The organism is Nocardioides sp., from assembly GCF_041393715.1.
Lineage (GTDB): Bacteria > Actinomycetota > Actinomycetes > Propionibacteriales > Nocardioidaceae > Nocardioides.
Genome location: NZ_JAWKJQ010000004.1, coordinates 142,439 through 160,227 on the forward strand (window position 1 = coordinate 142,439; position 17,789 = coordinate 160,227).

General features: G+C 71.9%; 17 protein-coding genes. 6 read left to right on the plus strand and 11 right to left on the minus strand.

Features of this window, described 5'->3' with window-relative positions; all coding sequences use genetic code 11:
- Positions 1–10 precede the first annotated feature (10 nt).
- Complete coding sequence (locus R2740_RS07785) at positions 11–466, plus strand: GNAT family N-acetyltransferase (protein WP_371302120.1); 456 nt, start codon at positions 11–13, stop codon at positions 464–466.
- A gap of 12 nt (positions 467–478) precedes the next feature.
- Here R2740_RS07785 and R2740_RS07790 read toward each other — a convergent pair whose 3' ends face one another.
- The gene (locus R2740_RS07790; RefSeq protein WP_371302121.1) at positions 479–736 is read right to left on the minus strand and encodes a zf-TFIIB domain-containing protein; all 258 of its coding nucleotides are present in this window, start codon (positions 734–736) and stop codon (positions 479–481) included.
- Between the two features lie 211 nt (positions 737–947).
- Between R2740_RS07790 and R2740_RS07795 the strand changes: the two genes are divergently transcribed.
- Together R2740_RS07795 and R2740_RS07800 are read left to right on the plus strand one after the other, a co-directional pair.
- Positions 948–2,342, plus strand: a complete 1,395-nt coding sequence (locus R2740_RS07795) for an MFS transporter (RefSeq protein ID WP_371302122.1) — start codon at positions 948–950, stop codon at positions 2,340–2,342.
- 145 nt (positions 2,343–2,487) lie between these two features.
- On the plus strand, positions 2,488–2,871 hold the full coding sequence (locus R2740_RS07800; protein ID WP_371302123.1) for an RNA polymerase-binding protein RbpA: 384 nt from the start codon (positions 2,488–2,490) through the stop codon (positions 2,869–2,871).
- 45 nt (positions 2,872–2,916) lie between these two features.
- On the opposite strand, the gene R2740_RS07805 is transcribed toward R2740_RS07800, so the two are convergent.
- The 7 genes from R2740_RS07805 to R2740_RS07835 all read right to left on the minus strand — a co-directional run bounded on the left by R2740_RS07805 (position 2,917) and on the right by R2740_RS07835 (position 10,151).
- Complete coding sequence (locus R2740_RS07805) at positions 2,917–3,390, minus strand: FxsA family protein (protein ID WP_371302124.1); 474 nt, start codon at positions 3,388–3,390, stop codon at positions 2,917–2,919.
- On the minus strand, positions 3,387–4,148 hold the full coding sequence (locus R2740_RS07810; protein ID WP_371302125.1) for a polyprenol monophosphomannose synthase: 762 nt from the start codon (positions 4,146–4,148) through the stop codon (positions 3,387–3,389). The genes R2740_RS07805 and R2740_RS07810 overlap by 4 nt, the downstream gene beginning before the upstream one ends.
- Positions 4,145–5,827: an apolipoprotein N-acyltransferase gene (lnt, locus tag R2740_RS07815; RefSeq protein WP_371302126.1), complete on the minus strand. Its 1,683-nt coding sequence runs from the start codon at positions 5,825–5,827 to the stop codon at positions 4,145–4,147. The genes R2740_RS07810 and lnt overlap by 4 nt, the downstream gene beginning before the upstream one ends.
- A gap of 463 nt (positions 5,828–6,290) precedes the next feature.
- Complete coding sequence (locus R2740_RS07820; protein WP_371302127.1) at positions 6,291–6,680, minus strand: hotdog domain-containing protein; 390 nt, start codon at positions 6,678–6,680, stop codon at positions 6,291–6,293.
- Entirely contained in the window at positions 6,680–7,474 is a 795-nt protein-coding gene (locus tag R2740_RS07825; protein WP_371302128.1) for an OAM dimerization domain-containing protein, read from the minus strand. The genes R2740_RS07820 and R2740_RS07825 overlap by 1 nt, the downstream gene beginning before the upstream one ends.
- Positions 7,474–9,060, minus strand: a complete 1,587-nt coding sequence (locus R2740_RS07830) for a lysine 5,6-aminomutase subunit alpha (RefSeq protein WP_371302129.1) — start codon at positions 9,058–9,060, stop codon at positions 7,474–7,476. The genes R2740_RS07825 and R2740_RS07830 overlap by 1 nt, the downstream gene beginning before the upstream one ends.
- Positions 9,057–10,151, minus strand: coding sequence for an L-erythro-3,5-diaminohexanoate dehydrogenase (locus R2740_RS07835; protein ID WP_371302130.1), 1,095 nt, complete (start codon positions 10,149–10,151; stop codon positions 9,057–9,059). Before R2740_RS07835 ends, R2740_RS07830 begins: the two co-directional genes overlap by 4 nt.
- Before the next feature lie 151 nt (positions 10,152–10,302).
- Between R2740_RS07835 and R2740_RS07840 the strand changes: the two genes are divergently transcribed.
- A complete protein-coding gene (locus R2740_RS07840) occupies positions 10,303–11,817 on the plus strand; it encodes a KamA family radical SAM protein (RefSeq protein WP_371302131.1) in 1,515 nt (504 codons plus the stop codon).
- 25 nt (positions 11,818–11,842) lie between these two features.
- The gene (locus tag R2740_RS07845) at positions 11,843–13,024 is read left to right on the plus strand and encodes an MFS transporter (RefSeq protein WP_371302132.1); all 1,182 of its coding nucleotides are present in this window, start codon (positions 11,843–11,845) and stop codon (positions 13,022–13,024) included.
- Here R2740_RS07845 and R2740_RS07850 read toward each other — a convergent pair.
- A complete protein-coding gene (locus tag R2740_RS07850) occupies positions 13,014–13,454 on the minus strand; it encodes an Lrp/AsnC family transcriptional regulator (RefSeq protein WP_371302133.1) in 441 nt (146 codons plus the stop codon). The genes R2740_RS07845 and R2740_RS07850 overlap by 11 nt on opposite strands.
- Before the next feature lie 55 nt (positions 13,455–13,509).
- Between R2740_RS07850 and R2740_RS07855 the strand changes: the two genes are divergently transcribed.
- On the plus strand, positions 13,510–14,463 hold the full coding sequence (locus tag R2740_RS07855; protein WP_371302134.1) for a 5'-3' exonuclease H3TH domain-containing protein: 954 nt from the start codon (positions 13,510–13,512) through the stop codon (positions 14,461–14,463).
- Here the strand turns inward: R2740_RS07855 and R2740_RS07860 are convergent.
- A complete protein-coding gene (locus R2740_RS07860) occupies positions 14,445–17,252 on the minus strand; it encodes a DEAD/DEAH box helicase (protein WP_371302135.1) in 2,808 nt (935 codons plus the stop codon). The two genes, R2740_RS07855 and R2740_RS07860, sit on opposite strands and share 19 nt — an antisense overlap.
- A complete protein-coding gene (locus R2740_RS07865) occupies positions 17,249–17,782 on the minus strand; it encodes a hypothetical protein (RefSeq protein WP_371302316.1) in 534 nt (177 codons plus the stop codon). The genes R2740_RS07860 and R2740_RS07865 overlap by 4 nt, the downstream gene beginning before the upstream one ends.
- Positions 17,783–17,789: the final 7 nt, after the last annotated feature.

The window sequence follows — 17,789 nt, forward strand, 5'->3', positions numbered from 1 at the left end:
GGCACCCTCGGTGGAGATCGGTCTCGACGACCCGCGGCGGGCCGACGTCCTGGCCCTGCTGCACGAGCACCTGACCGAGATGCGCGCGACCAGCCCCCCGGAGAGCGTCCATGCCCTCGACGCGGGGGCGCTGGCCGCGGCGGGGGTGAGTTTCTGGACGGCGCGGGAGCACGGCCAGCTGGTGGGCTGCGGAGCACTCAGGGAGCTCTCACCGACGCATGGGGAGATCAAGTCGATGCGGACCGCCACCGCGGCCCGCGGACGTGGGGTGGCCGCAGCCCTCCTCGCCCACGTCGTGGCGGAGTGCCGCCGGCGTGGCTATGCGCGGGTCAGCCTGGAGACCGGCAGCCAGGACTTCTTCGCTCCGGCGCGCCGGCTCTACGCCCGGCACGGGTTCGTCGAGTGCGGACCCTTCGGCGACTACCTGCCCGACCCGAACAGCGTCTTCATGACGCTGACCGGCTGACGGCCGGCGGACTCAGTCGAACAGCGTCTCGACCCAGCCGCGGGGCTTGGGCGGCAGCGGCGGTGCCGTCATGTCGCTGGTGATGCGCGGCAGCCGCGCGGTGTCGTGCACCGACCGCTCGTGCCAGTCGGTCTCGGCCTCCACCAGGGCTCCGAGGTCGGCCCGCTCGAGGAAGACGCCGTGGCCGTCGGGGCAGCGGCTGACCCGGGCGTCCCCGAGGGTCCGCTCGGTCATCTCGGCTCCGCAGCGAGGGCACGTCAAGGAGTCCATGGCTCGACGCTACTCCCCCGACGCGTGGCTGCCGGACCCAACGCGCCGCATGTGGGGCCGCGACGACGGGTACGCGACACGCCCGCGACCAGGTACGCCGCTCCATGGCCGTCGGCCTCCGGGGCGGCCATACTGAGCACGCCTCCGCGCCGATGAGGCTCGTTTCGCCCCGGTGGGCCACTCGGCCACCACCGCCCAGAAAGGGACGCAGATGCAGCCACCCGAGGAGCCAGCGTCGGACGGCATCGCCAACCTCCAGCCGCTCTGGGAGTCTCGGAAGAAGGAGCAGAAGGCGTGGTACTGGTACGACTGGGCCAACTCGGCCTTCGTGACCACGACGGCCGCGGTGCTGTTCAGCCCCTACCTGACGTCGGTGGCCGAGAACGCGGCCTGCGGCTTCTCGAGCAGTGACGACCGCAAGTGCGAGACCCCCCTGCACGTGCTCGGGATCTCCGTCTCGGCCGGGTCCTTGGTGTTCTACCTGGTCACGCTCTCGACGATCCTCTCGGCGCTGATCCTGCCGGTCGTCGGTGCGGCGGCCGACCGCAGCCCGCGGAAGGTCACCCTGATGTCGCGGTCGGCCTGGTCGGGTGCGGTCGCGGCGATGGCGATGTTCTTCGTGGCCGGCACCAACTGGCAGCTCGGCGCGCTGCTGCTGGTGGTCGCCACCCTGTTCCTGGGTGCCAGCCTCGTGATCTACGACGCGATCCTGTGCGAGATCGCCCTGCCCGACGAGCGCGATGCGGTGTCGTCGCGCGGCTGGGCGCTGGGCTACCTCGGTGGTGGCCTGCTGCTCGCCGCGAACTTCGGTCTGCTGACGGTGATGAGCGACAACACCGAGCTCGCCGTGCGCATCTCGCTGCTGTCCGCGGGGGTGTGGTGGGCGGTCTTCACCTTCATCCCCTACCTGGGGGTCAAGAACCGGCCACCGGTCAACGTCGTCCCCGAGTCAGGTGGCCTGGTCCGCGAGTCCTTCGGCCAGCTCTGGACCACGCTCAAGGACCTGCGCGGCTACCGGATGACGATGCTCTTCCTGGTGGGCTACCTGTTCTACAACGACGGCATCCAGACGGTCATCTACGCCGCCTCCGTCTACGGCGAGTTCCAGCTCGGGTTCGAGAAGTCCACGGTGCTGTCGGCGTTCCTGGTGGTGCAGTTCGTCGGCATCGGGGGCGCGCTGGTCTTCGGACGGATCGCGCGGCGCACGGGCGCCCACCGGATCATCATGATCGGTCTGATGATCTGGATCCTGGTCGTCATCGCGGGCTACTTCACCCCGGCGGGGAACTTCCCGCTGTTCCTGGCCCTGGCCGTCGGCATCGGCTTCGTGCTGGGCGGCACCCAGGCCCTGTCGCGGTCGTTCTTCAGCCAGCTCATCCCGCGGGGTCGCGAGGCGGAGTACTTCTCGCTCTACCAGGCCGCCGAGCGCGGGACCAGCTGGGTGGGCACGCTGATCTTCGGTGTGGTGCACCAGGTGACCGGGTCCTACCGCCCGGCCCTGCTCGCCCTGCTGCTGCTCTTCGTCCTCGGCCTGGCCTTCCTGAGCCGGGTGAACGTGCGTCAGGGCATCGAGGAGGCGGGCAACCCGCTCCCCCAGGTGGTCTGAGTCACCGTCCGCGGGCCCGGGAATCTTTGGCGGTGTGAGACCGTTGAAGAAATCTGAAAGGTCTAGACGTTTTTCGCGTCATGGACGACGACCCCGAGCGTCACATCACCGTTAGCGGGGGATCAATACCAACGGGAGGTGGCTCATGGCGGAGCGCACACTGCGCGGCGCCCGGCTTGGCGGCCAGAGCTTCGAGGACGAGCGCGGCATCGAGTTCGCGGCTCGCCAGCAGGTCGGCTACAAGTGCCCCCAGGGGCACGGCTTCGAGATCACGATGTCGCTGGAGGCGGAGGTCCCGGCGGTGTGGGAGTGCCCGCGCTGCGGTGCCGAGGCCCTCAGCACCACCGGCATCAAGCCGGAGTTCAAGGCCGAGAAGCCGGCCCGCACGCACTGGGACATGCTCCTGGAGCGGCGCAGCGTCAAGGAGCTCGAGGACATCCTCAAGGAGCGCCTCGAGCTGCTGCGCGGCGGCGAGATCGGCCCGGCGCACCTGCACCGCGCCAACGCCAAGAAGCGCAAGGTCTCCTGACCGTCACCGGCTGACCGCCGACGTACCCGCGAAGCGGACGGGTCGTCAGTCGACCACGTCGCCCCGGACCACCGGCCCCTCACCGGGCGCCGGAGGTCCGGGGCGACGTGCGTCGTACGACGTCATCCCGACGACCAGCAGCCTCCGCGACACGACCTGCGCCAGCAGCCGGCGGGCGATCGGGCGGGTGAACGGCAGCACGGCCAGGGCGCCCAGGATGTCGGTGACGAAGCCGGGGGTCAGCATCAGCGCCCCACCGACCAGGATGAGCGCCCCGTCAGCGATCTCCGAGGCCGGCATCCTGCCGCTCGCGAGCGCCTCGTTGAGGGCCTGCCAGGCGCGCCGCCCCTCATGGCGCACGATCCAGGCGCCGAGCATGCTGTCGGCGACCAGCACCAGGACGGTCGGCCACGCCCCGATCACCTGCCCCACCTGGATGAGCACGTAGATCTCGACCAGCGGCAGCACCACGAAGGCGACGAAGAGCAGCCACAGCGACAGCCGGCGACGTCGGGTCATCGGTCGTTCCTCCCCCAGATCCGGGACAGCTGACGGCGCCGCTCACGCAGACCCCACGCGGTGATCCGCCGCAGCGACTCGGTCGCGACGGCACGGCTCATCTTGGAGTCGCCGCGCTCGCGCTCGACGAACTCGATCGGAACCTCGCGCACCCGCAGGCCGGCGCTCAGCACCCGGTGGGTCAGGTCGGTCTGGAAGACATAGCCGGCCGATCGCACCGACCCGAGGTCGACCGCTTCCAGCGCCGTCCGACGGAAGACCCGGAAACCGGCCGTGGCGTCGCGGACGGGCAGGCCCAGGAGCAGCCGGACGTAGAGGTTGCCGCCGCGGCTCAGCAGCTCGCGCGACCGGGGCCAGTTGACCACCGAGCCGCCGGGCACCCAGCGCGAGCCGATCACCAGGTCGGCGTCGTGCAGGGCGTCGAGCAGCAGGTGCAGCTGCTCGGGCTGGTGGGAGCCGTCGGCGTCCATCTCCCCGACGACGTCGTAGCCACGGTCGAGCGCGACGCCGAAGCCGTGCAGGTAGGCCGCTCCGAGGCCGGCCTTCTCGGTGCGATGCACGACCGAGACGTGGGAGTCGGCCGCGGCCAGCCGGTCGGCGATCTGCCCGGTGCCGTCGGGCGAGCCGTCGTCGACGACGAGCACGTCCACGGCCGGCTGGGCGGCGCGAAGCCGCGCGACGATCCAGTCGAGGTTCTCCGCCTCGTTGTAGGTCGGGACCACCATGACGATGCGGCCCAGGTCGTGTGGCTCGCTCATCCGGCACCCCCCGGCGGAGGGGCCTGCTGTCCGAAGGGCTGGGTCGCGCCACTCACGAGGGGCGCCTGGGGGGCCGCGCCGCCGAGACGAGCCTGCGGCGCCTGCGGGTCCTGGGAGCGCCTCGGCCGCGCCAGCACGAGCATCAGGGCCAGCAGGGTGGCGGCCACGGCGCCGCGGCCGACCCAGGGCCCGAACCGGACACCGGGCGTCACCCCGGACACGAGGTCGACGGTGTCGACGAGGACCGCCTGCGTGCGGGGCTCCGCACTGTCGACGACCCGACCCTGCGCGTCGATGACCCCGGTGACGCCGTTGGTGGCGGCCACCACGACGCTGTGCTGCGTCTCGATCGCTCGCAGCCGGGTGATCGCGAATTGCTGGGCGATCTGGTGGGTGTGGATGAACGTCGCGTTGCTGGTCTGCACGACGAGCAGGCGGGCACCGTTCTCCAGCTGGACCCGGATGCCGTCGTCGTAGGCGACGTCGAAGCAGATCGAGTCGGCGATCGGCACGTCGGCGATGGTCAACGGATCGGTGCGGGTGCCCGAGAGCATGTCGCGCTGGACCAGCGCCAGCTGGCCGAAGTTGCTCTTGAACACCTTGTCGCGCCAGGGGATGTACTCGCCGAACGGCACCGGGTGCTTCTTGGTGTAGCGGTCGCCGGGCCCGGACAGCGGGTCCCACACGATGCCCTGGTTGAGCACGTCACCGGGGCGCGGCGCGTCGGCGATCACCCCGACCAGCACGGGTACGCCGATGGCGGCGGCGGCCTCGTCGAGCTCTCGGTTGATCTCCGCGTCGCGGAACGGGTCGACCGCCGTGGAGTTCTCCGGCCAGACCACGAAGTCGGGTGCCGGGCGGCGACCGGCGGCGACGTCCTCGGCCAGCTCGAGCGTGGCGTCCACGTGGTTGCGGGTGACCTGCCGGTGGTCGAGCAGGATGTCGGAGCCGTCGCCGGGCACGTTGCCCTGGACGGCGGCCACGGTGGCCGTCCCGTCGCCGGGCAGGCTGGGGGTCGCCAGGCCGGGCAGCCAGACGGCGGCGACGGCCAGACCCGCCGCGGAGGCGGCCAGCACCGGTCGCCGCCAACCGCCGGTCAGCAGCCAGGCCAGGCCGGTGCCGATCAGCGCCAGCAGCAGGCTGACGCCGTTGGCGCCCACCCAGGGCAGCGCCTGGGCCATGGGGGTGTCCACGGTGGCGAAGGCGAGCCGTCCCCACGGCATCCCGCTGAACGGCCACTGGCCGCGCCAGACCTCCGCGGTCACCCAGGCCAGGGCCACCCAGACCGGCCAGAGCCGGGCTCGGGTGAGGACCGCGGTGGCCCAGCCCAGCACGCCGAAGAACAGCGCCTCCAGCCCGGCCAGCGCCAGCCAGGCGTCGGGTCCGACGGCTCGCATCCAGCCGAGCAGCAGCAGTTCGTAGCCCAGCCCGAACGCGAGACCGGGCAGCCACGCCGCCCGTGGCGACACCCCGCGCACGGCCAGCACGAAGCCGGCGACGCCGAGGGGAGCGACCCACACCCAGGCGGTGGGCTCGAAGGCCAGCGACGTGGCGGCGCCTGCCGCCGCGGCGAACGCCGATCGCACGGAGAGGCCGACCACCCTCCGTCGCCGGCTGGCCGGCGGCGCGGACCGGTCGTCGTGGACGACCGGAGGCGCGAGCAGGTCGGGGACGGTCACCGGCCCAAAATACCCAACGCCGCCAGCGCCCCGCCGAGATCGCAGGGGCGGAGGGAACCCGGGCACTTCGGACCAACCCGGCACCGACCGGCTGCCGCCGCCGAGGCTGTTGTCTACGGCGCCGAGGCTCCCTCCACCACCGTCCTCGCGGGCGCGCGTCTGGCGGGTGGACGGAACCGAGGACGACTGGCCGCCTGCCCCACTCCGACCCACCGCGTCGCCGCGCCACCACCGCGCACTGCATGGACGAATCCGGGCTACCTTTACTCCCGCGCGCCCCGCTGTCAACCGGCCCCTGACCAGCGGCAACGCGAGAACGCGCAGGTCAGAGGGGTCGACCGGACACCCTGCATTTCCGCTCCGTTCGCCCACCGGACGGCGTGTCGCCGACGACACGCCGGTGAGGCGTCGCAGACGGGGCGCCGACGCGTCGCAGACGGTGGTGTGAGGCGTCGCAGACGGGTCAGGCCGGCGGCACCACGACGGTGCCGACGGCGGTGGTGGCCAGCAGCGGCTCGGTGAGCATGGAGGCGGCACCGGGCCGGTCGGCGGTGGCCGCGCCGCGGGCGACGACCGAGACGGTGAAGGAGAGCTCCCTCGACCGGCTGCCCACCCGGGTCACCTCGCAGGTGATCTCGAGGACGTCACCCGCGCGCACCGGCTCGCGGAACTGCACGTCGGAGTACGACGCGAACAGGCCCTCGTCACCGTCGGTGAGGATGCACATCTCCGTGGCCACGTCGCCGAAGAGACCCAGCGAGTAGGCACCGTCGACCAGGTTGCCGGCGTAGTGGGCGTGGGAGTAGGGCACGTAGCGACGGTGGACGACGCGCGTCCCGACGGTGGCGGTCATCAGGCGATCCTTCCCACGGGCTTGCTGGACCCCGGGCCCGGGGCCAGCCGGTGCACGAGATAGCTGGCGACCTCGGCGGGCGTCGTACCGCGGCTGAAGACGCGGTCGACGCCCAGCTCGTCGGCCATCGTCTCGTCGAAACGCGGTCCGCCGACGATCAGCACCGGCCGACGGTCGGCAGGGTAGGCCTCGCGGAAGGCCGCCGACATCTCCCGGGTGTTGAGGAGGTGGGCGTCGCGCTGGGTGACGACCTGCGAGACCAGCACCGCGTCGGCACCCTCCGCCTGTGCCCGGGCGACGAGGTCGGGCACCGACACCTGGGCGCCGAGGTTGACCACCTTGAGCTCGCGGTAGTACTCCAGGCCCTTCTCCCCCGCGAACCCCTTGATGTTGAGGATCGCGTCGATGCCGACGGTGTGGGCGTCGGTGCCGATGCAGCCGCCCACCACGACCAGGCGGCGGCGCAGCGACCGCCGCACCGCGGCGTTGACCTCCTTGGGCGTCAGCAGCGGGTAGTCGCGCTCGACGACCTCGACCTGGGACAGGTCGACCAGGTGGTTGACCCGTCCGTAGACGACGAAGAAGGTGAACCCGTCGCCCATCGGCTTGCTGTGCACGACCAGGGCCGGGTCCATGCCCATCTTGTGGGCCAGCTGCGCGGCCGCGCCCTCGGCGGCCTTGGAGTGCGCGATCGGGAGGGTGAACGACAGCTGCACCATGCCGTCGCCGGTCGTGTCGCCGTAGGGCCGGACCAGGTGGCCGGTGCCCTTGGCGGTCTTCTGCTCGGCAGCCATCACTCCCCCTCGAGGATCTCGGTGGCCGGGTTGTAGTACGCCGGCGACTTGGCGGCCACCCCGTCGAGCCCCTTGCCGGCATCGGCCGGGCGCTTCATCAGGCCGAAGGTGCCGTCGGCGATGGCCGCGAGCAGCGGCGCGTGGCCGGCGTCGTCGGAGTCGAGGGCGATGTCCTCGAGCAGCTCGATCGTCTCCCCGAGCACCTCGCGGGCACGCCGCTCGATGAAGCCGTCCTTGGCCGGGCGGAAGTCCTCGTGGAGGTTGCCGGCGGCGTTCATGACGTAGCGGACGTTCTGCAGCGCCAGGTCGCGGTCGGACAGCCACGGGGTCACCACGGCCTCGGTCATCATCCCGACCAGCAGGATCCCCTGTCCGGTCAGCGCACCCACCAGGTTGAAGAACCCGTCGAGGAGGTAGCCCCGGAACACGTCGCCGGTCATGTGCCGCGTGGGCGGCATCCACTTGAGCGGGGCCTTCGGGAAGAGGTCGCGCGCCAGCATCGCGTGGGCGAGCTCGAGCCGGAACGAGTCGGGCACGTCGGGGTCGATCTCGAACGCATGCCCGAGGCCCAGCTGCCAGTCCTCCAGGCCGGCCTCCTTGGCGAAGTACTCGTTGAGGAGCTGGCTGGTGGTCACCGTGTGCGCGGCCTCGACCGCATCGGCGGTGGTGAGGTAGTTGTCCTCACCGGTGTTGATGATGATCCCGGCGCGGGCGTGGACCTGGCGGCTGAAGCGCTGGTCGACGAACGTGCGGATCGGGTTGATGTCGCGGAAGAGGATGCCGTACATGGAGTCGTTGAGCATCATGTCGAGACGCTCCAGGCCCGCCATCACGGCCATCTCGGGCATGCAGAGCCCCGAGGCGTAGTTGGTCAGCCGGACGTAGCGCCCGAGCTCCCTGGAGGTCTCGTCGAGGGCGGCCCGCATCAACCGGAAGTTCTCCTGGGTGGCGTAGGTGCCCGCGAACCCCTCGCGGGTCGCACCCTCGGGGACGTAGTCGAGGAGCGACTGCCCGGTCGAGCGGATCACCGCGATCACGTCGGCGCCCTCGCGGGCCGCCGCCTGGGCCTGGGGGATGTCCTCGTGGATGTCGCCGGTGGCCACGATGAGGTAGATCCAGGGCTTGCGCGGGGCGTCGCCGACCCGGGCGATCATCCGCTCGCGCTCGCGGCGCCGGACGTCGACCCGCTTGATCCCGGCGTGCCCGGCGCGCCGTGCCGCCGAGCGGGCGCGGGGCTCCTCGCGCCCCGCGGGCCGCTCGAAGCGGACCGACCCGGCGGCCGCCTTCTGGGCGAGCTCGTGGAGCGTGGCCGCCTCACCGCGCCTGAGGGCATCCCAGACGGGCAGGGCGACGCCGTGCTCGAGGCCGACGTCGGCGCGCACGCAGTCGGCGAGCCGGTTGACCCACGGGATGCCGTCGACGTCGGCGCCGGACAGCCCGGCCAGCCGCAGCGTGGCACGCTCGACGGAGACGGTGGTGTGCTGCTTGGCGACCTTGACGATGGGCTTGCCCACCTTGCGAGCGAGCTGCCGGGCGAGCCGGATCTGGGCCGGGTCGAGGTCGAGACGACCGCGGGACTTGCTCATCGTGCCTCCTCGGCCGCCCCGGCGGCCGCGGCCAGCCGCCGTTCGAACAGCGAGCGTACGCCGGGCGTGGTGCGCAGCAGGTCGAGTGCGTAGGCCGCGTGTCCGGGGACATAGCCGTTGCCCACGAGCATCGTGACGTCGGCGGCCAGCCCCTCCGCCCCCAGCGCGGCACCGGCGAACGAGGTGGCCATCGAGAAGAAGATGACGGTGCCCCCCTCGGCGGTCGCGAGGATCGCGCCCCCCTCGCAGCCGGGCACGTCGACGCACACCACCGTCAGGTCGGCCGGTCCGCCCGCGTCGAGCACCGCGTCGCGGAGCGCGATCGGGTCGCGCGCGTCGGCCACCACCACGGTGTCCGCGAGCCCCGCGTCGGTCAGCAGCGTGGCCTCGTCCCCGTGCGGGACGACCCCGATGGTCCGGGTGGCGCCGGCCGCACGGGCGGCGGCCAGGCTCAGCGAGCCGGACTTGCCGGCGCCACCGACCACCGCGACGGTGACGTCACCGGGATGCTCGGCCGCGTAGCGCGACACCACGCGCGCCGTGAGCGCCGGGGCGCCGCACACGTCCATGACGGACAGCGCGAGGTCGGGGTCGAGGTCGTCGGGCAGCACCGCGGCGATCGACCGCCCGAAGAGGACGGCGTACCCGTCGCAGGGGACCTGCTCCCCCATCCCGTCCCACTGCTCGAGGCCGTCCTCGATGACCAGCGGAGTGAGCGTGAGCGAGACCAGCGTGGCCACCCGGTCGCCGACGGCGAGACCCAGGGGCGAGGCCGGGCCGACCTCCTCGACGGTGCCGATGAGCATGCCGCCGGACCCGGTGACCGGGTTCTGCATCTTGCCGCGACCGGCCACGATGTCGAGCACGGCACGGCGCACCGCGGCTCCGTCGACGGAGCCGTCGGCCGCGGTGTGGGTGCCCTCGAGCTGGCGGTACGACGCGGCGTCGAGGTTGAGCTTCTCCACCCGGATCCGAACCTCGTCGGGCCAGAGGTCACGACGGGTGTCGAGTCGCTGGGCGGCCTGCGGCAGCACCAGCGGTCGGTCCAGGACCCGGTGCAGCCCGGTCGGGTCTCCCGTGGTCTGCGTCACACCCATCCTCCCTTGATCACGGCTATCCACAGCAAATCCTTTCCCGATGTATTGGACTTGCCGGATGTTCTACGCCTACTCTGTCATGCAGGGTCGTTCGGACACAACCGAACGACCCTGCCCGCCAGCCCCCACGCGACCAGGAGGTCCGATGAGCGTCGACGTCGCCGCTGAGAGCGCCCCCGAGAGCCCCCGAGCGACCCCCGGTCTGACCCTGTCCGCGGCCGGCACCGAGGCTCCCGACGGGCAGCCCTACGCCTACCACCGCGTGGAGCTCGTCGAGCCCGACTGGACCCGATTCCCGGGCTGGCGCGACGTCACGGCCGAGGAGTGGGCCTCGGCGCAGTGGCAGCGGTCCCACTGCGTGAAGAACGTCAAGCAGCTGCGCGAGCTGATGGGCGACCTCCTCGACGACCGGTTCTATGCCGACCTCGAGAAGGACCAGGCCGAGCGGGCCACCATGTCGATGCTGGTGCCGCCCCAGATGATGAAAACCATGGCGCCGGCCGTGGACCCCGCGGGTACCGGCTCGCTGACCGAGGCGTTCTACGCCGACCCGGTGCGGCGCTACATGATCCCGGTGTTCTCCGACCGACGCACCGACTGGCCCAGCCACCCGCACGCCACCCGTGACTCGCTGCACGAGCACGACATGTGGGTCGCCGAGGGGCTCACCCACCGCTACCCCACCAAGGTGCTCGCGGAGCTGCTGCCCACCTGCCCGCAGTACTGCGGGCACTGCACGCGGATGGACCTGGTCGGCAACTCCACCGCGGTCATCGACAAGCTCAAGTTCGTCGGGAAGCCGAACGACCGGCTCGGCGACATGCTCGACTACCTGCGTCGTACCCCCCAGGTCCGCGACGTCGTGGTCTCCGGCGGAGATGTGGCCAACATGCCGTGGGCGCGCCTGGAGGCGTTCCTCACCGAGCTGCTGGAGATCGAGAACATCCGCGACGTGCGCCTCGCCACCAAGGCGCTGATGGCGCTCCCGCAGCACTGGCTGCAGGACGACGTCGTCGAGGGCATGGGCCGGGTCGCCACGCTGGCCCGATCCCGCGGCGTCTCGCTGGCGATCCACACCCACGTCAACCACGCCAACTCCGTGACCCCCCTTGTCGCCGACGCGACCCGGGCGATGCTCGAAGCCGGCGTCCGCGACGTGCGCAACCAGGGCGTGCTGATGGACGGCGTCAACGCCGACGAGCACGACCTGCTCGACCTGTGCTTCGCGCTCCTCGACGGCGCGCAGATCATGCCCTATTACTTCTACATGTGCGACATGATCCCGTTCTCGGAGCACTGGCGGGTCTCGGTCGCCGAGGCGCAGCGGCTGCAGCACCAGATCATGGGCTACCTGCCCGGGTTCGCGACCCCTCGGATCGTCTGCGACGTGCCGTTCGTCGGCAAGCGCTGGGTGCACCAGCTGACGGCCTACGACACCGAGCGCGGCATCTCCTACTGGACCAAGAACTACCGCACCTCGATCGAGTCCGAGGACCCCGAGGCGCTCACCCGGGCCTACGAGTACTACGACCCGATCCACACGCTGCCCGCCGAGGGCCAGGCGTGGTGGGAGCAGCACGGGCGGCTGGACGAGTCCGCGCTGAAGGCCGCCGAGGTCGCCGAGGCGTCCCGCCGGATGGCCGCCCTCCAGGCGCACTGAGGATCACCCGGCAGACTGCGGGGCGATGAGCACGCCCCGTGAGCGGATCCCGCGCGACATCTGGATCCTGATCGCGTCCAGCTTCCTGGTCGCGGTCGGGTTCGGGCTGATCGTGCCGGTGCTGCCGCAGTTCGCGCGGAGCTTCGGCGTGGGCGCCACGGCGGCGTCCGTCGTGGTCAGCGCGTTCGCGTTCTTCCGGCTGGTTGCGGCACCGGCAGGCGGTCGGCTGGTGGCCCGGCTGGGCGAGCGGCCGGTCTATCTGACCGGCCTGCTGCTGGTCTCGGGGTCGACCGCCGCGACCGGGTTCGCCCAGAGCTACACCCAGCTGCTGGTCTTCCGCGGCCTCGGCGGGGTCGGCTCGACGATGTTCACCGTGTCGGCGCTGGCGATGATCGTGCGACTCGCACCGCCGGCGATCCGCGGCCGGGTGTCGGCGGCGTGGGCGTCCACGTTCCTGGTCGGGGCGATCCTCGGGCCGGTGCTGGGCGGTCTGCTGGGCGGCTTCGGCCTCCGGGTGCCGTTCCTGGTCTACGCCGCCATGCTCCTGCTCGCCGCCGTCGTGGTGGCGACCTTCATCCCGGCGGCCGGCCGACCGGACGCCGACGACGGGTCCGTGCTGCCGCCGCTCACGGCGCGGGAGGCGCTGCACGACAGCGCCTATCGGGCGGGGCTCGCGTCCGCCTTCGCCAACGGCTGGTCGAACTTCGGCGTCCGCAACGCGATCCTCCCCCTGTTCGCCGCCTCCGTGGTCAGCGACGAGCCCTGGGTGGCCGGCACGGCGCTGGCCGTCTTCGCCGCGGGCAACGCGACCGGACTGACCGCCGCCGGACGGCTGACGGACCGATGGGGCCGGCGTCCCTTCGTGCTCCTCGGTCTGGCAGTGAGCGGGGTGGCCACGGCGCTCACCGGGTGGGCGTCGGGGCTGGGGGTGCTGCTGGCGCTCTCGGTGGTGGCGGGCGCCGGGGCCGGCACGCTCAACCCCGCCCAGCAGGCGGCGATGGCCGACGTCGTGGGGCGGGAGCGCTCGGGCGGCCCCGCCCTGGCGGCGTACTCCATGGCGCAGGATGCCGGAGCCATCGTCGGTCCGGTGCTGGCCGGGCTCCTGGTCGACCACGGGTCCTATCCGCTGGCCTTCGTCGTCACCGGTGCGGTGACGCTGCTGGCGATGCCGCCGTGGCTGGTCGCGCGCGAGACGCTCAGCCGGTGACGGGGCGACTCTCGTAGGGCGTCGACAGCACGATGGTGGTCCGCGTCGAGACGTTGGCGACCGAACGGATGCGAGCGAGCAGGTCCTCCAGCGACGCCGGGGTCGCGACCCGCACCTTGAGGATGTAGGACTCCTCCCCCGCCACCGACCAGCACGACTCGATCTCGACGATGTCGGCCAGCCGCTGGGGGTAGTCGTCGGGCTCGGACGGGTCGATCGGGGTGATCGACACGAACGCCGTCAACGGCAGGCCGATCTGGTCGTGGTCGATCGTGGCGCCGTAGCCCTTGATCAGGCCGCGCTTCTCGAGCCGCTTGACCCGCTGGTGGACGGCCGACGTGGACAGGCCGGTGGCCTTGCCGAGGTCGGTGAAGGACATCCGCCCGTCGGCCGCGAGCAGCGTGAGGATCTTGCGGTCGGTCTCTTCCACGACTGCACCCTAGTGCGTGACCGCCGTCACGGACAGGATGTTTCATCGTGCGAGGATGACCGGCGTGACCTCGCAGCGGCTGATGGTGCTCGACACCGCCTCGATGTACTTCCGGGCCTTCTACGGCGTCCCTGACAGCTTCCGTGCACCCGACGGCACCCCGGTCAACGCGGTGCGCGGTCTGGTCGACTTCATCGCCCGGCTCGTCGGGGAGTACCAGCCGACCCATCTGGTCTGTGCCTGGGACAACGACTGGCGTCCGCAGTGGCGGGTCGACCTGGTGCCGTCGTACAAGGCGCATCGGGTCGAGGCCGTCACCGGAGCCGGGGCGCCGGACATCGAGGAGGTGCCCGACCCGCTGGAGACGCAGATCCCGATCATCCTCGAGGTGCTCGACGCGCTCGACATCGCCGTGGTCGGCGCCGACGGCTACGAGGCCGACGACGTGATCGGCACCCTGGCCACCGGCGCGTCCATGCCGGTCGACGTGGTCACCGGCGACCGGGACCTGTTCCAGCTGGTCGACGACGCCGCGGGCGTGCGGGTGCTCTACATCGCCCGCGGCGTCGGGCGGCACGAGCGGGTCACCGAGGCCGTCGTGCGGGAGAAGTACGCCGTCGAGCCGCGCCAGTACGCCGACTTCGCGACGCTGCGCGGTGACGCCTCCGACGGGCTGCCGGGGGTCGCGGGCGTGGGCGAGAAGACCGCGGCCACCCTGCTCCAGCGCTTCGACGACCTCGACGGCATCCTGGCCGCCGTCGACGACCCCGACTCCGACCTCGGGCCCGGTCCGCGAGGCAAGATCAAGGCCGCTCGTGACTACCTCGCGGTGGCGCCCGAGGTGGTCGCCGTCGCGCGTGACCTCGACCTCGGCACGTTCGACGCCAGCCTGCCGCTGTCGCCGCCCGACCACGCCCGGATCGTCGAGCTGAGCGCCCGCTGGGGACTCGACTCGCCGCTGGCCCGTGTGGTGACCGCGATGGCCGAGCGTCAGTCCAGCGAGGAGTAGGCCACCACGCCCCGGCGCAGCGCGGCGACGGTGTCTCGCGCGGTGCGTCGCAGCGGGGTGTCACCGGCGGCGTCGGCGACCTGACCGGCGAGGTCGACGAGCTGCTTGACCCAGCGGACGAAGTCACCGGCAGCCAGGTCGGTGCCGACCAGCACGTCGTCGAGGTCGTCGCCCAGGGCCCAGCGCCAGGCCGCCCACGCGAACCCGGCGTCGGGCTCGCGGAGGAAGTCGAGCCGGTGCTCGCGCTCGACGTCCGCAAGGTCCCGCCACAGTCGCACCATCTGCTCGGTCACCGGCCTCGCACGGCCGCCGGGCCAGCGGGGACTGGCGTCGTCGGTGCGCCGCGCCTCGAAGACCAGCACGGACAGCACGGCGGCCAGCTCGGCGGGGTCGAGCCCCTGCCACAGGTCGTGGCGGATCGACTCCGCCGCCACCAGGTCCATGTCGGAGTAGATCCGCATCAGGTGGCGGCCACGGTCGGTCACCCGCTCACCGTCGTCGGTGAGGTAGCCCAGTCCCTGGAGCACCTGACACACCCGGTCGAAGGTCCGAGCCACCGTGTTGGTCCGCTGCTCGACGCGCCGCTCGAGCGTGGCGGCGTCACGGGACAGCTTGAACCACCGGTCGGCCCAGCGCGCGTGGTCCTCGCGGTCGGGACAGTCGTGGCAGGGGTGCGCCTTCAGGGCGGCCCGCAGCTCAGCGACCTGACGCTCGACCTCGCCCTCGGGCCGAGACCCGCCGCGGCGCCGCCGCCCGACCTCGGGAGGGTCGAGGTGGCGGGTCCGTTCCCGCAGCGCCGAGGCCAGGTCGCGGCGCGCCTGCGGGTTGCGACCGTTGAAGCTCTTGGGGATCCTGATCCTGACCTGGGACCGGACCGGCTGGCTGAAGTCCGGAAGTGCCAGCCGACGGGCCTGTCGCTCCTCGGTCAGCAGGTAGGGGCGGGGCTCGTGGCCGGCGAGGCCCGGGTCGATCACCACCGCCCAGCCCGCGAACCGACCCGACGGGACATGGATCACATCGCCGGGGCGCAGTGCCTCCAGCGACGCGCGCACCTCGTCGCGCACGTCGGCCCTGCGGGCCTTGGCGGCGCCCTTCTCGACCTCGGAGATCCGTCGGCGCAGGCCGGCGTACTCCATGAAGTCGCCGCGGTCGCACGCGGCGGCGTCGGCGTAGCCGTCCAGAGCCTCCTGCGCCTTGCGCAGCTGGCGGGCCAGCCCGACCACGGCCTTGTCGGCCTGGAACTGCGCGAAGGACATCTCCAGCAGCTCGCGGGCGCGCGCCCGACCGAACTGGTGGACCAGGTTGACCGCCATGTTGTACGACGGCCGGAACGACGAGCGGAGCGGGTAGGTGCGGGTCGAGGCCAGCCCGGCCAGCTCGCGCGGGTCCATGCCCGGCTGCCAGAGCACCACCGCGTGGCCCTCGACGTCCAGCCCGCGTCGACCGGCCCGGCCGGTCAGCTGGGTGTACTCCCCCGCCGTGATGTCGGCGTGGGTCTCGCCGTTGAACTTGGTGAGCTTCTCCAGCACGACCGTCCGCGCGGGCATGTTGATGCCGAGCGCCAGGGTCTCGGTGGCGAAGACGACCTTGACGAGGCCGCGCACGAACAGCTGCTCGACCACCTGCTTGAAGGCCGGCAGCAGCCCGGCGTGATGGGCCGCCACACCTCGGGTGAGGCCGTCGAGGAAGTCGTGATAGCCGAGCACGCCGAGGTCCTCGTCGCCGAGGTGGCGACACTCGCTCTCGCCGAAGGCGAAGATCTCGTCGCGTTCGGCCGGGGTGGTGAGCCGGACGTGGGCGTCGAGACACTGCTTGACCGCCGCGTCGCAGCCGGCGCGGCTGAAGATGAAGACGATCGCCGGCAGCAGGCCCTCGCGTTCGAGTCGCTCCAGCACGTCGACCCGGCTCGGGATCCAGACCCGCCGGCCGTTGCCGACGTTGCGGGGGTTCTTCGACGAGCCCGGCCGGCCCTTGCGCGGCGACCGCCGGTCGCGCATCAGCCGGCTGCTGGCCCAGTCGTCGCGAGCCACCCGCAGCAGCTGGTCGTTGACGGGCGCCCCCTCGCGCACGAAGCCGGCCGAGGCGTCCACGTCGGAGGAGGCGAACAGGTCGTAGATCCGGCGGCCCACCATCACGTGCTGGAACAGCGGGACCGGCCGGCGCTCCTCGACGATGGTGGTCGTCTCACCGCGCACCGTCTCCAGCCACTCGCCGAACTCCTCGGCGTTGCTGACCGTGGCGGACAGGGAGATCACGCTCACGGACTCGGGGAGGTGGATGATCACCTCCTCCCACACCGCGCCACGCATCCGGTCGGCGAGGTAGTGCACCTCGTCCATCACCACGAAACCGAGCCCCAGCAGCGTGCGCGACCCGGCGTAGAGCATGTTGCGCAGCACCTCGGTGGTCATCACGACCACCGGCGCCTCGCCGTTGACGGTGTTGTCGCCGGTGAGCAGGCCGACCCTGTCGGCGCCGTAGGCCGCGACCAGGTCGTGGTACTTCTGGTTCGACAGTGCCTTGATCGGCGTGGTGTAGAAGCACTTGCGACCGGTCGCGAGCGCCAGGTGCACCGCGAACTCCCCGACGACGGTCTTGCCCGACCCGGTGGGGGCGGCGACCAGCACGCCGCGCCCCTCCTCGATCTCCCGGCACGCGCGCAGCTGGAAGTCGTCGAGGGGGAAGGTGTAGCGGCCGGTGAACTCGTGCAGCACGGGATGGGCCTGGGCGGCCCGCATCCGGGCATAGCCCTCGGCCGGGGAGGCCGGCTGCTGGGTGTGGTCGCTCATGCGAGGACCGTGAGCGCGCCGGGCACGCACTCCACCGTGAGAGGGAGCGCACCGAACCGCTCACCATCGGCGTAGGACACGATGCCGGCGGCGGCCAGCGTGATCCGCCGGACGCGGTGGTGTTCGTACTGCGGGTGCGTCACATGGGTGCCCTTGAACAGCTTGGGATAGGTCGTCACCAGCCCGGCCTTGCTCATCGGCTTGATCACCACGACGTCGAGCAGCCCGTCGTCGAGCACGGCGCCCTCGGTGATCCGCAGCCCACCGCCGAACGACGGCCCGTTGCCGACGGCGACCAGCATCGCGTCGAGGTGGCGGGTCTCGCCGTCGAGGTCCAGGGTGTAGGCCAAGGGGCGGAAGGTGCGCAGCTCGGCGAGGGTGGCCAGGTTGTAGCGCATCTGACCTTTGGGCCAGGTCATCCGGTTGGCGCGCTCGTTGACGATGGCGTCGAAGCCGGCGGCCAGCACGGTGACGAAGTAGCGGTCGCCCGAGCGGGCCAGGTCGATGGTGCGGGCGTGGCCGGCGATCACCCGGTCG